The following is a 13,312-nucleotide window of genomic DNA, read 5'->3' as shown; positions in this document are numbered from 1 at the left end:
CGAACGGGTCTCCTCACTGGTACATCGAGTCGATCGTGGCGGCGTGGCGTTCGTCGATGACTGCGCGGCGCAGGCTGAGCTTCGGGGTCAGTTCGCCGGATTCGGCGGTCCACGGACCGGCGAGGACCCGGTGCGCCTTGACCTGCTCGACGCGGGAGAGCTGGGAGTTGGCCTCGGCGACGGCTTCGTCGAGCGCGGTGCGCACCTCGGGGTGGCGCGCTAGTTCCTCCAGGTCTGTCGTGCCGAGGCCGTTGGCCCGCGCCCAGGCGGGGGCGCCCTCTTCGTCCAGCACGAGCAGGGCGGTGACGTAGCGGCGCCGGTCGCCGATCGCGACCGCCTGCCCGACGAGCGGGTGCGACCGGAGCAAGGACTCGATCTTGGTCGGAGCGATGTTCTTGCCGCCGTCGGTGATGATGATCTCCTTCTTGCGGTCGGTGATGGTGACCATGCCGCGCTCGTCGATGGTGCCGACGTCGCCGGTGGCGAACCAGCCGTCCTGGTCGGTCGACCGCTGGATGCTGCCGTCGGCGCGGAGGTAACCGGGGAACACCACGGGGCCGCGGACGAGCAGTTCCCCGTCGGCCGCGGTCGACACCTCGATGCCAGGTCCCGGGCGGCCGACGGTGCCGAGCGCGAACGCGTCCGGGGTGCTGACCGTGGCCGCGCCCGTGGTCTCGCTCAGGCCCCACACCTCGTGGACGACGAGTCCCAGGCTCGCCAGGAATTCGAGGACGGCGGTGGGGATCGGTGCTGCTCCGCTGACGGGGCGGTGGCAGTCGTCGAGCCCGATGGCGGCGCGGATCGGTCTCAGGACGGTCTCGTCGAGCTCGGCGTGTTGTTGCCGGAGATGAGCGGGCACCTCCTCGCCCGCCGACCGCAGCCGGAACACCTCCAGCGCGATATGGCGGGCTTCGGTCACCGCGGCCGCCTGCTCGTCGTTGAGCGCGCTCAGCCGTGCCCGCAACCCGTCGGCCAGCTTCTCCCACACCCTGGGGACGCCGAAGAAACCGTTGGGGCGCACCGCGATCAGCGTCGGCAGCAGCTGGGCGGGGTCGGGGCAGATGGTGACGTGCCCGGCGTTGCAGATCGGCATGTAGATGCCGAGCACGCGCTCGGCGATGTGCGCCAGCGGCAGGTACGCCACCGACCGGGGGTGGTCGGGAACCGGGACGAGGTGGTCCTGCATCAGCGATTCGTGGATGACGTTGCGGTTCGACAGCACCACTCCCTTGGGCTCGCCGCTCGTGCCCGAGGTGTAGACGACGGTCAGCGGCTGGTCCGGTGCGGCCGTCGAGGTGAGTGCCTCGAACGCCGCGCTGGGCTTCTCGGGGACCGCATCCCCGCGCAGCTCCGCGTAGCTGGCGAAACGCGGGTCGCCGACGGGCATGATGTCGGGGTCCAGCGCGATGACGGCGCGCAGGTCGGGAAGTTCGTCGAGCACCGGCTGCCACCGTTGCCACTGCTCGGGGCCTTCCAGGACGATCACGGTGGCTGCGCTGTGCTGGGCGACGAACCGGATCTGCTCGGTGCTCAGCGTGTCGTAGGCCGTGCAGGGCAGTGCTCCGATGTGGATCGCCGCCAGATCGACGACCCAGTGCTCGGGGCGCCTCGACATCGCGATCAGCACGCGGTCGCGCGGCCGGAGCCCGAGCTCCGACAGGCCGCGGGTGAGCGCGGCGACCTCGGACCGCAGTCGTGACCACGTCCAAGTGGTCGCGTCCGCGTCGATCCCGCTGGTCAGCGCGGGGTGGTCGGGGAAGGACCTGGCATTGCGGCGCAAGAGCCCGGGGATCGTCCGGCCCTCGACGGCCTGGCTCACCTGGAGTGCTGCGGACACGGCCTGTTCCCTTCATCGCGAACGGCGTTGGTCAGTGCGGCGCGGGAGGTTCGAGCATGGGGACGAGGAACCGGCGGGCGATGCGGCGCACCTGCTCGTCGTCGTCGAGGTCGATGAGGTTGCTCGGGGTGACGAGGAACGACGTCGAGACGCGGACCATCATCTCGGCCACCAGCTCGACGTCGACGTCGTGGGCGACGTTCCCCGCGCGCTGTTCCAGCCGCAGTCGGCTGGCGACGAACCGGCTCACCGTGGTCATGGTCCTGCCGCCGTCACCGACCAGCGACGGCACCACGAGATCCGGTTCGGCGACCATCAGGCCGCCGATGAGCGGGTTCTGCCGGATCGCCCGCAGCGAGCTGGCGAAGCCGATCTCCACCCGGTCGGCGACGGTCCGCGCTTCCCGGATGTCGAGCAGGAACTGGTCGAAGTACCGGCGGAATTCGCGTCGGATCACCTGCTCGACCAGGGCGTCCTTGGTGGTGAACCGGCGGTACACGGTGATCCGCGAGACCCCGGCCTGCCGGGCGACGTCCTCCATGCTCGTACGGCGGATGCCCATGCGGCGGAACAGCTCGTAGGCCGCCTCGAGCACGCGCGCGGTGGTCTCGTCGTTGTTCTCGGCGTGCTCGACGGCCTCCGCGAAAGCGCGTTCCAGCAACGATTCCGAGCGGTCCGCCCCGGACGTGATCAGGCTGGACAGTACGGGATCCACGAATCGCCTCTCCTCCGCCGAAGGGTCTGGTGCTCCGCGTCACGATGTGCTCTCATGATACGCGGAAGCAAGATCTGTATCAACGTATCAACCGTGCTGCCGCCAGCTCAAGGAGGAGTCCGGCGATGGAGGAGCTCAGCAGGCGTGATGCATTGAGGATCGGTGGAGCGCTGGGAGCGCTCGGGGCGTTGGGAGCGGCGTCGTCGGCGCAGGCGCGACCACTGTGGACGTGGTCGGCCCAGGGCTCGGTGGCAGGCGCCGGGGCGGGTGCGGACCCGCGATGGGTGTGGGACCCGGAAGCGGACGAGCTGGTCGCCTCGTTGCTCGACCGGGGAGATGTCCCCAGGGTCAACGCACTGCTGCGGTCCTGGACCAGGAACGACCAGCCGCTGCCGGGTGAGCTGCCAGCGGACTTGCGGGACTTCGTGGAGCGGGCGCGTCAGCTGCCGCCGTGGGTCGACCACGGCAAGTTGGCGCGATCCTTCGACTTCACCAGGAGAAGAGGGCTCTACCTCGGCGTGCTCTACGCGATGGCCAGCGGCATGATGAGCACGGTCATCCCCAAGGAGGCGCGCGCGGTCTACTACTCCTACGGCGGCGCCAACATGAAGGACCGCATCGCCAAGACCGCCAAGCTCGGCTACGACATCGGTACGCACAACGCTTATGCGCCCGACGGTGAAATGACCGTCACCTGCGTCAAGACGCGGCTGGTGCACGCGGCGGTGCGCCACCTGCTGCCGCAGTCGCCGCAGTGGAACCAGGCCGCGCCCGAGGACATCCCCATCAGCCAGGCGGACATCATGGTCACCTGGCACAGCCTGGCGACCACGGTGATGCAGAAGCTCACCGAGTGGGAAGTGCCGATACCCGTCGAGGACTCCGATGCCTACCTGCACTCGTGGCAGGTGACCGCGCACATGCTCGGCGTCTCCGACGAGTACATCCCCGCCTCCTGGAACGAGGCCGACAAGCAGGCCGAGCAGGTCCTGCACCCGATCCTGGAACCGACCCCCGAGGGCAAGGACCTCGCGGACATCCTGCTGGGGCTCGGTGCGGAGCTCGACGGCAGCGTGCTCAGCAGGCCGCTGCTCGGTGCGTTCACGCGCTACGTGCTCGGCGACCAGATCGCCGACTGGCTGGAGATCCCGCGAGAGCCGGTCTTCGACCCGATGCTCCAGACGTTCTGGCGGCCCTTCATCGCCGCCCGCGAGGTCGGTCTGCACTTCCCCGGCTCGGACGAGACGTACTGGCTCTTCGAGGAAGTGCTGCGCAAGGTGGTCCTGGTGTACCTGTCCGAGGGCCAGCCGATCAACATCGAGATCCCGCAGGTCAACCGTCCGTCCTGAAACCAGTTCGCACCACGTCTAAGCCCCGGGGAGGAGTTCGGAGCATGGCTGAGTTCAGCAGGCGCAAGGCGTTGATATCGGGCGGAGGGCTGGCGGCGCTCGGCGCACTGGTCGCGGCCGCCCCGGCCCAGGCGCGGTCCCTGGTCGGGTGGAGCTGGTCGCCGGGTGAATCGGTGGCGGGCTCCGGTGCCGGTGCGGACCCGCACTGGGTGTGGGACGCCGAAGCCGACCCGCTGCTGGCCTCGCTGCTCGAGCGCGGCGCGGTCCCGAAGGTCAACGAACTGCTGTGGAACTGGGAGCGCAACGACCAGCCGCTGCCGGGAGGTCTGCCCGCCGACCTGCGGGACTTCATCGAGCACGCCCGCCAGCTGCCGTCGTGGGCGGACCGCGACAAGCTCGAACGCGCCGCCGAGTTCAACAAGAGCCGCGGGATCTACCTCAACCTGTGCAACGGGCCGGGCGGTGGCATCCTGGCCACCGCCATCCCCAAGGAAGCGCGGTCGGTGTACTACTCGGCGGGTGGCGCGGACATGGAGGACCGGGTCGCCAAGACGAGCCTGTTCGGGTTCGCCGTCGGTGCGTTGAACGCCTACCGGCCCGACGGCACGTGCATCGTGGAGTGCGTGAAGACCCGATTGGTGCACGCGGCGGTGCGGCACCTGCTGCCGCAGTCACCCCGCTGGAAGGCGGGTGCTGACGAGGACATCCCCATCAGCCAGGAGGACATGCTGGTCACCTGGCACACCCTGCCGACCTTCGCGATGCGCAAGATGCGCGAGTGGGAGGTCCCGATCACCGACGCCGAAGCCGAGGCGTACCTGCACGTGTGGCAGGTGACCGCGCACATGCTCGGCATCGCCGACGAGTACATCCCCGCCACCTGGGCTGCGGCCGACCACCAGTCCGATCAGATCCTGGCCCGCAACACGGGGCCGACGCCCGAGGGCGTCAAGCTCACGGACGTCCTGCTCGGCCAGCTGGCGGAGCAGACCAGTCCCGCGAGCACCAGCCGACCGCTGTGCAACGCGCTCGCGCGGTACCTGGTCGGCGATCGGGTTGCCGACTGGGACGGCATTCAGCGCGAGCCGGTGTGGGACCGGGTGATCCCGGAGGCGTGGCCGCTGCTGGTGAAGTTCCGCGAGGGCCTCATCCCGCTGCCGATGGTGCCCGAGGCAGCCTGGACCATCGACGAGGCGCTGCGGAAGTACATCTTCTTCTACCTCACCAAGGGGCAGGAGACGAAGATCGAGATCCCCACGCACAACCGTCCGGAGTGAGCCGGGTGGTTGACGCCATCGGCAGGCGGCGATTCCTCGGGTACGTGCTGGCGGCCCCGACCCTCGTGGCCGCCGCGCACACCGGCTGGGGGTCGGCAGCTGGTCGGCCGGAGTCGTTGCAGTCGGCCCAGCTGCCGTCGCCGGAGATCACCGAGATCGTCGACCTGAACGACATGATGACCGCGGCGGCGCTGCCGACGTCGAACCTGATCGCCGTCGAAGTCGGTCCGGCGGGCACGGTGTCCTTCGCGCTGCCGAGGGCCGAGGTCGGGCAGGGCATCACCACCTCGACGGCCATGCTGATCGCCGAGGAGCTGCGCGTGCCGGTGCAGCGGGTGCGGATCGCACTGGCCGACGCCCGTCCTGAGCTGGTGTTCAACCAGCTCACCGGTGGGTCCAACACCACCATCGCGACCTTCACCCCGATCCGGGTCGCCGCCGCCGTCGCGCGGCACAGGCTCCTGGAGGCGGCGTCGGCCGAGTTCGCCGTCCCCACCTCCCGGCTCACGCTGGAGAACGGGGTCGTGTCCGCTCCCGGGCGCGGCAGCCTCGACATCGGGTCGCTCGCCGCGAAGGCCGCGAGCGCGCGTGTCGAGCCGGTCGCGGTGGAGCTGCGCCAGCGGGAGTCGTTCACCGTCATCGGCGAGCCGCACAGCCGGATCGATGCGCTCGACGCGGTGACCGGCCGGAAGAAGTTCACGCTCGACCTCGACGTCCCGAACGCGCTGCCGACGATGGTGTGCCGCCCGCCGACCATCAACGGGACGGTCGGTTCGGTGGCCAACCTCCCCGAGGTCCGCGCCATGCCGGGAGTCACCGATGTCGCGGTGATCTCGACCGGTGTAGCAGTGCGCGCCCGAACCTTCGGCCAGTGCATCGATGCCGTGCGCGCGCTGCGGGTCTCGTGGCGACCGGGCACCGCGGCGGGCAAGTCCGACGCCACGGTGCTCGACGAGCTGCGCGCTGCGGAGCTGCCGCTCGGTCCCCGACCCCCGTTGACACGCTCGGTCGAGGGCACGTTCACCTTCTACTTCCGCAGCAACAGCGCGCTCGAACCGAACTGCGCGATCGCCGACGTGCGGGCCGACCGCGCCGAGATCTGGGCGGGGCTGAAATCGCCGATCGTGGCGCAACAGACGATCGCCGCGAAGCTCGGCCTGCCGCTGTCGCGGGTCACCGTGCACGTCACCGAGGGGGGCGGCTCCTTCGGGCGCAAGCTGTTCTTCGACGCCGCGCTGGAAGCAGCGGAGGCATCGCAGGAGTTCGGCAAGCCCGTCAAGCTGATGTGGCATCGCGCCGACGACTCCCGCCAGGGCCGCACTCATCCGATGGCGACCTCGCGGGTGCGCGTCACCCACGCGGGCGGCACCGTGCTCAGCTACGACCAGCGGCACACGAGCGTCGCCACCGACCTCGGCCACGGACTGGGTGAGATCATCACCGCCACCGCCGCGCGGCTGCCGGTGGGGGACATCGGCTTCTCCGAGACGTTCTTCCAGCTGTCCCAGGCGATGCCCTACGACTTCGGGGCGAACAGCCGACTCCAGGCCGAGACCGACGAGGGGTTCAACACCGGCAGCATGCGCAACGTCTACTCACCGGACGTCACGTGCGCGCGCGAACTCGTCGTCGACCAGCTCGCCGCGGCGATGGCCCGCGACCCCTACGAGTTCCGGCGCGCCTTCCTCCGCGACGAACGCTCACGCGCGGCGCTCGACAAGGTCGCCGAGGTCGGTGGGTGGGGGAGACCTGCGCCGGAGGGCGTCGCCCAGGGCATCGCGTTCCACGCCGAGTACAAATCCGTCAGCGCGTGTCTCGTCGAGCTCGACTGCCGCCCCGAGACCGTCAACCGCCCCATCCGCGACGGCGTTGCCGGGCCGCGGGTCACCAAAGCCGTCTTCGCCGTGGACGTGGGGCTCACCGTCAACCCGCGCGGGCTCGAGGCGCAGGTGATGGGCTGCATCTGCGACGGCATCGCCCTCGCCCTGACCTCCAGCCTGCACCTGCGCGACGGCCACTTCCTCGAAGCCAGCTGGGACAACTACTTCTACACCCGGCAGTGGAACACCCCGCTCCAGCTGGAGATCGTCATCCTGCCGAACACCGGCGACGAACCAGGCGGTGCCGGAGAGCTCGGCGTCGCCGCGTCGATGGCAGCGGTCGCGTGCGCCTACGGCCGCGCCACCGGAACCACGCCCACCAGCTTCCCGATCAACCACGACACGCTGTCGTTCACCCCCAAGCCCACCGTCCCACCGATCCCGCCATCACCCGCGGACGGCAGGGACCACGTCTGGTGAGGAGAACCGGGTGCCCGAACACACCTTCCGCGTCAACGGCGAACGAGTGACCGTCGACGTCGCCGACGAGGTCCGCCTCCTGTGGGTGCTGCGCGACGTCCTCGGCATCACCGGCCCGAAGTACGGCTGCGGCATCAACGTCTGCAAGGCCTGCACCAGTCACCTCAACGGCGAGGCGTTCAACCCCTGCGCGGTGCCGGTAAAGGACATCCGGCCGACCGACGAGATCACCACGATCGAGGGGCTCCCGGCCACGGTGGGCGAGGAGCTCCACCCCGTGCAGCGGGCGTGGCTGGAGCACGACGTCGCCCAGTGCGGATACTGCCAACCCGGCCAGATCATGGCCGCGGTCGCGCTCATCCGCCGAGTCAGCTCCGAAGGCCGCGCCATCACCGACGCCGACCTGGACGGCCTGCGCAACATCTGCCGCTGCGGCACCTATCCGCGAATCCGCGCGGCTATCAAGGATGCCGCAGCGCGCTTGTGAGCCGTGCCTCCGCCGGTCGACGTGATCCTGCGGGGGCGGGAAACCCTGTCCCGGAACAGTTTCGGAGCTCTGGTGGAGCGTCCGGCGACGGCATGGCCACTTCCACGCCGTCGCCGGTCGTCGCTGTGAGGCGGGAGCGGGTCAGCAGGTCACGCGGAGACGTTGGCGACGAGCTTGCTGATCGCGGTCGTCAGCTGCTCGGCGACCTCCGGGTCGTCGGCCGGGTGCGTCTCGGCGAAGCGGGTCATCGAACCCGGGATGCTGAGCTTGACGTCGTCCACGATCTGCGCACCGGCGATGCCCGCGGACTTGCGGGCCTCGTCCTGCGCCCACACCCCGCCGTACTGGCCGAAGGCCGTGCCGATCACGGCGGTGGGCTTGCCCACCAGGGCACCGGCGCCGAACGGGCGGGACAGCCAGTCGATCGCGTTCTTCAGCACCGCCGGGATGGTGCCGTTGTACTCGGGTGCGAACAGCAGGAAGGCATCGGCCCGGCCCGCGGCCTCGCGCAGCTTGGTGGCGGCGGCGGGCACGTCGGCCTCGGTGTCGATGTCCTCGTTGTAGAAGGGCAGGTCGCCGAGACCTTCGAAGATCTCGATCTCCACATCGCTGGGGGCGAGGCCGCGCGCGGCCTCGGCGAGCTGGCGGTTGTGCGAACCGGAGCGGAGGCTGCCGACGAGCGCGAGGATCTTGAGGGACATTCGTACTACTCCTGGTGGGGAGACCGGTCGGATCAAGTGGACCGCAGTCCGATTGGAGTTCTACCATCGATCCGGACCGCGGTCCAGTTCGCTGTGGGAGGGGTTACGCTGTGCGCATGGGTGGTGGAATGCGGATCGAGGACACCCCGAGCGGTCCGGTCGAGCTGAAGGTCTCGGTCGGCGAGAGCGCCCGTCGGCCGCGCGCCGATGCCGTCCGCAACCGGGCGAAGCTGCTGGACGCCGCCGCGCGGTTGATGGCCGACTGCGGCGCCGCGAATCTGACCATGGACGCCGTGGCGGCCGCGGCCGAGGTCGGCAAGGGCACCCTGTTCCGCCGCTTCGGCGACCGCAACGGTCTGCTGCGGGCCCTGCTCGATCACGAGGAGCAGCGTTTCCAGGCGGCGTTCATGACCGGACCGCCGCCGCTCGGCCCGGGAGCCCCCGCGATCGAGCGGCTGCGCGCCTTCGGCCCGGCGGTGATGCGTCACGAGCTGGACAACCTGGAGCTCTACCTCGCCGCCCAGCCGCCCGTCGAACGCCGCTGCGCGGTGCCCGGGCGGGGACTTCGCCTGACCCACCTGATGATCCTGCTCCGGGAGACCGAAGCGACCGGCGACATCGAACTGGCCGCCGAGACGCTGCTGGCCTCCGTCGACACCCCGCTCGTGCACCACCTGGTCCGGCAGCGCGGCATGACGCCCGACCGGCTCGAAGCCGCTTGGCAGGACCTCGTGACCAGGTTCACGACTCCCGCGCGCTGACCGTTCGCCCAGCGGGTACGCCCACTCGCGCCGATCGCGCAGGCGCTGAACCACTTCAGCTGCCTCGGTGCGTCCTCGCACGCACCCGATCAACTGGTCTGCAGCCGCACCAGCGGCTGCGGGGTGCTACGGGCGGGTGTCGGTGGGGTCGGTGGTGAGGTCGGCCGTGTGGGTTTCGCGCATGAACCACACGCACACGGCGCAGATCAGGGCGATCAGCACCAGGTACGCCGAGATCGGGAGGGACGATCCGGTCGAGGCGACCATCTGGGTCGCCAGGATGGGGCTGAGGCCGCCGCCGACGATGCTGCTGGCGTTGTAGGCGACGGAGGATCCGGTGTACCGGTAGCGCGTCGCGAACAGTTCGGGGAGGAAGGCGCCCATCGGGGCGAACAGCGCGGCGAACGCGATCATCCCGACCGACATGCCGATGGCGATGAGCAGCGGGTTCCCGGTGTTGATCAGGCCGAACAGCGGGAACGCCCACACGACGGCCAGCCCTGCGGCGCCCAGGCACACCCGGCGTCGGCCGATCCGGTCGGAGAGCACGGCGAGGACCGGGGTGGCGACACCCATCACCGCCGCGGCGACCATGGCGCAGACGATCAGCATGTTCTTGTCGAGGTCCAGGACCTCGGTGCCGTAGGAGAGGGAGAACGTGGTGATCGTGTAGAACAGCGTGTGCGCGAGGATGAACGAGCAGGTGGCCAGCGCCAGGGTGCGGGGCTGTCGCCTGATCACCTCGACGATCGGGGCCTTGGACCTCTCGTGCTCCCGCATGGCCTTCTCGAACACCGGGGTCTCGGCGATCTTCATCCGGACGTAGTAGCCGACGACGAGCAGGAGCGCGCTGGCCAGGAACGGCACCCGCCAACCCCACGACTCGAACGCCTCGTCCGACAGCGTGCCGCCGAGCACCAGGAACGCCGTTCCCGCGGCGACGAACCCGACCGCCGGTCCGACCTGCGGGAAGCTGGACCACAGCCCGCGGCGGTTCGCCGGGGCGTACTCGGTCGCCAGCAGGACCGCGCCGCCCCATTCGCCGCCGAGACCGAACCCCTGCAGGAACCGGCACAGCACCAGCAGCACCGGGGCGCCGATCCCGATCGTCTCGTAGGTGGGCAGCAGGCCGATCGCGACCGTCCCCGTGCCCATCGTCAGCAGGGAGACGATCAGCATCGTCTTGCGCCCGATCCGGTCGCCGAAGTGGCCGAACACCACCGCACCCACGGGTCGGGCCACGAATCCGACGCCGAACGTGGCGAACGCGGCCAGCGTCCCGGCGAGGGCCGAGAACGTGGGGAAGAACAGGTGCCCGAGGACCAGTGCGGCAGCTGTCCCGTAGATGTAGAAGTCGTAGAACTCGATGGCGGTGCCGATGAAGGTAGCGGCCGCGATTCGCGATCTGGGCACCGAGGCCGGCGGTGCGGCGGTGGTGGGCATGGCTACTCCTTCGTGGCCGGTCGAACCGCGGCTCCTGGCGCCCCGCGGGCGGGACCGCCCTCGGCCCAGGTGTCCAGGGAGTATGTTCCGGCGCCGTGCGCGTCACGACCTCCTCGTGTCGAAGTCTCGCCCGGCGCCTTCCTCCCGCTGTCGAAAATCGCAGGTCGGAGCGCTCAGCTCGGACCGTCGAGCAGTGCCATCACCCGGACGCCGAGGTGCAGGGCCAGGCGGTTGTCACCGTTGCTGAGGCTGAGCCCGGTGATCTGCTCGATCTGGTGCAGCCGGTAGTACAGCGAGGTCCGGTGGATGTGCAGCGCCGCGGCCGCATCCGGCCCGGAACCGGCGTTGTCCAGGTAGACCGCGAGGGTTCTGACCAGCCGTCCGTGCGGGTCGTTCGCGATCAGCCGGGTGAGCGCTGCCGGGAGCAGCCGGGGGGTGAGCCGGTCCTCGGGGATCTCCAGCAGCGTCGCGTAAACCCCGAGGTCCTCCCAGAACACGACGTCCGCCGCATCGGGCAGCATTCGCGCGCTGCGCGCCGCTGTGGCTGCCTGCTCCCGCGAGATCCGTGCTTCGGCCAGGCCGTCAGCAGCGGTCCCGATCCCGACGACGCAGCGTGCCGACTCGCCGAGGGCGTCGCGGACCTGCTTGGTGACGATCGCGCCTTGATCCCGCAGGTGTTCCTTCGACGCCGGTGCGGTCTGCAGCAGGAAGCCGCGGTTTCCCTCGACGGCGAAGGCGAATTCGGCTAAGCGGTGGCGCGCGACGGCCTCGAGCGCCACCCGGAGGGCCACCTCGATCTGCGCCTTCTCCTTCCCCGGCGCGACGACGTCGGCCACGCTGACGGTCGCGCGGTGCCCGCTGCGGAGCCACCCCTGCTCGTCCAGCGTCCGCAGTGCGGCCGCTCGTTGCTCCGCCGCTCCGCAGAGCAGTTCGAGCACAGCTGCTTCCCCCGCCACGCGCTGGGCGTCCTCGGCGAGGAAGTCCTGGTACAGCAGCGCCGCCATCGCGGCGGCGGAGTCCTCGATCGCCTCGAAGTCGGATTCGGTCAGCGATTCCGGGTCGATCACCATCAGCAGGCCGAGGAGCTCGCTGCGGCACCGGAGCGGCCTGCACAGCCGAGCCCGCATGTGCAGGTCCGGCCGGGCCGGGATGACGCCGGGCCCGGTCCACCCGGTGATGCCCTGCGACAGCATGTGCCCGATGACCGCGCTGCCGCCGTCGCGCTGCAGCACCGCGTGGACGCGCACCTCGTCCTCGTCGCCGAAGTGCCTGCTCGCGCACCTCAGGTGGACCGAAGGGTCGTTGATCGCGACCGACCGGCCGATCTTCTCGGCCAACGCGTCGACCATCCGCTGCAGATCACTACCGCTCATCTCCAGTGCGTGCGGGCCCGTGGTCCGCACTGCTCCTCTCCGGTGCGGGGCAGTTCGCGCTCCGGCGTGCGCGACGCGCTGACTTGGCATTTTCTACAGCGGAAGGAAGATTCGCGGCAAGCTCTCGACGACGAGTGGTGTCCGCGACGCGGGCGCGGTGCGAATACTCGGCTCCCTGCGGCGCCCCGCGCTGGCGAACCCTGGGCGGGCAGGAGAACACGAGGATGTGTGGATCATGGGCAACCGACTGGCCGGGAAGGTCGCGCTCGTCTTCGGTGCTGGTTCCAGCGGCGCGGGGATGAGCAACGGGAAGGCCGCGGCGCTGACCTTCGCACGCGAGGGAGCCGGTGTTGCCGCGATCGACATCAACCCGGAGGAAGCCGAGCGCACCGCCAGCGCGATCCGCGACGAAGGCGGCGTCGCCGTCGCGATCCAGGCCGACGTCACCTCCGAGGAGCAGGTCGTCGCAGCTGTCGTCGACGCCGAACGGCAACTCGGCACGCCATCGGTCCTGCACAACAACGTGGGGCTCGCGCGCACCGGCGACCTCGCCGACCTCGACCTGGCGACCTGGCAGGACGTCTTCTCGGTCAACGTGACCGGAGCGTTCCTGACCTGCAAGCACGTCCTGCCCCGGATGGTCGGGGCAGGACGGGGTGCGGTCGTCAACGTCTCGTCGATCGCGGCCATCCGCGACACCGGCTACCCCTACCCCAGCTACAGCGCGGCCAAAGCCGCGGTCAACCAGCTCACCGTCGCGCTGGCCCTGCGGCACGCCGCCGACGGCATCCGGGTCAACGCGGTGGTCCCGGGGCTGATCGACACTCCGCTGGTCACCCAGCAGGTGATCTCCGGAGCCGCCGATGCGCGAGCCGCGCTCGACGAGCGGGATGCCGCCAGCCCCACCGGCCGGGTCGGGACGCCGTGGGACGTCGCTTCCGCCGCGCTGTTCCTGGCGTCCGACGAATCCGCCTACGTCAACGGGGTTTGCCTCCCCGTCGACGGAGGGCTCTCGATGAGGTGCGCCTGAACGACCGGCCCGTTGGGCAAGTTCATCTGATCGCCGTAT

The 13,312-nt window shown here is 70.1% G+C and carries 11 protein-coding genes; 6 read left to right on the top strand and 5 right to left on the bottom strand.

Annotated elements, in window-relative coordinates; genetic code table 11:
• Window positions 1-13: 13 nt before the first annotated feature.
• On the bottom strand, window positions 14-1,837 hold the full coding sequence (locus F1721_RS10620; protein ID WP_150066425.1) for an AMP-dependent synthetase/ligase: 1,824 nt from the start codon (window positions 1,835-1,837) through the stop codon (window positions 14-16).
• Between the two features lie 31 nt (window positions 1,838-1,868).
• Window positions 1,869-2,552, bottom strand: a complete 684-nt coding sequence (locus tag F1721_RS10615) for a TetR/AcrR family transcriptional regulator (RefSeq protein ID WP_211840409.1) — start codon at window positions 2,550-2,552, stop codon at window positions 1,869-1,871.
• A gap of 125 nt (window positions 2,553-2,677) precedes the next feature.
• Here F1721_RS10615 and F1721_RS10610 point away from each other — a divergent pair, with 125 nt between their 5' ends.
• Genes F1721_RS10610 through F1721_RS10595 form a run of 4 tightly spaced genes read left to right on the top strand, consistent with a single transcriptional unit; the run spans window position 2,678 to window position 7,965 of the window.
• Window positions 2,678-3,901 carry an oxygenase MpaB family protein gene (locus tag F1721_RS10610; RefSeq protein ID WP_150066424.1) on the top strand — a complete coding sequence of 408 codons (1,224 nt, stop codon included), beginning with the start codon at window positions 2,678-2,680 and terminating at the stop codon, window positions 3,899-3,901.
• 44 nt (window positions 3,902-3,945) lie between these two features.
• Window positions 3,946-5,178 (top strand): oxygenase MpaB family protein, encoded by a 1,233-nt coding sequence (locus tag F1721_RS10605; protein ID WP_150066423.1) that lies wholly within the window; start codon window positions 3,946-3,948, stop codon window positions 5,176-5,178.
• A gap of 5 nt (window positions 5,179-5,183) precedes the next feature.
• Entirely contained in the window at window positions 5,184-7,478 is a 2,295-nt protein-coding gene (locus tag F1721_RS10600; RefSeq protein WP_150066422.1) for a molybdopterin cofactor-binding domain-containing protein, read from the top strand.
• Window positions 7,479-7,488: 10 nt separating this feature from the next.
• Window positions 7,489-7,965, top strand: coding sequence for a (2Fe-2S)-binding protein (locus F1721_RS10595; protein ID WP_150066421.1), 477 nt, complete (start codon window positions 7,489-7,491; stop codon window positions 7,963-7,965).
• Between the two features lie 149 nt (window positions 7,966-8,114).
• Here the strand turns inward: F1721_RS10595 and F1721_RS10590 are convergent, their stop codons facing one another.
• Window positions 8,115-8,666: an NADPH-dependent FMN reductase gene (locus tag F1721_RS10590; protein WP_150066420.1), complete on the bottom strand. Its 552-nt coding sequence runs from the start codon at window positions 8,664-8,666 to the stop codon at window positions 8,115-8,117.
• A gap of 116 nt (window positions 8,667-8,782) precedes the next feature.
• On the opposite strand from F1721_RS10590, the gene F1721_RS10585 reads away from it, so the two are divergent.
• Window positions 8,783-9,427 carry a TetR/AcrR family transcriptional regulator gene (locus tag F1721_RS10585; protein ID WP_150066419.1) on the top strand — a complete coding sequence of 215 codons (645 nt, stop codon included), beginning with the start codon at window positions 8,783-8,785 and terminating at the stop codon, window positions 9,425-9,427.
• Between the two features lie 126 nt (window positions 9,428-9,553).
• Here the strand turns inward: F1721_RS10585 and F1721_RS10580 are convergent, their stop codons facing one another.
• Both F1721_RS10580 and F1721_RS10575 read right to left on the bottom strand, forming a co-directional pair.
• The gene (locus F1721_RS10580) at window positions 9,554-10,870 is read right to left on the bottom strand and encodes an MFS transporter (RefSeq protein WP_150066418.1); all 1,317 of its coding nucleotides are present in this window, start codon (window positions 10,868-10,870) and stop codon (window positions 9,554-9,556) included.
• A gap of 173 nt (window positions 10,871-11,043) precedes the next feature.
• Window positions 11,044-12,243, bottom strand: a complete 1,200-nt coding sequence (locus F1721_RS10575) for a PucR family transcriptional regulator (RefSeq protein ID WP_150066417.1) — start codon at window positions 12,241-12,243, stop codon at window positions 11,044-11,046.
• A 235-nt stretch (window positions 12,244-12,478) separates the two neighbouring features.
• Here F1721_RS10575 and F1721_RS10570 point away from each other — a divergent pair, with 235 nt between their 5' ends.
• Complete coding sequence (locus tag F1721_RS10570) at window positions 12,479-13,273, top strand: SDR family NAD(P)-dependent oxidoreductase (RefSeq protein ID WP_150066416.1); 795 nt, start codon at window positions 12,479-12,481, stop codon at window positions 13,271-13,273.
• The last annotated feature ends 39 nt before the right edge of the window (window positions 13,274-13,312 follow it).

Origin of the sequence: Saccharopolyspora hirsuta, from assembly GCF_008630535.1 — a bacterium.
Classification (GTDB): Bacteria; Actinomycetota; Actinomycetes; order Mycobacteriales; family Pseudonocardiaceae; genus Saccharopolyspora; species Saccharopolyspora hirsuta.
This window is presented reverse-complemented; position numbering and strand designations above follow the sequence as displayed.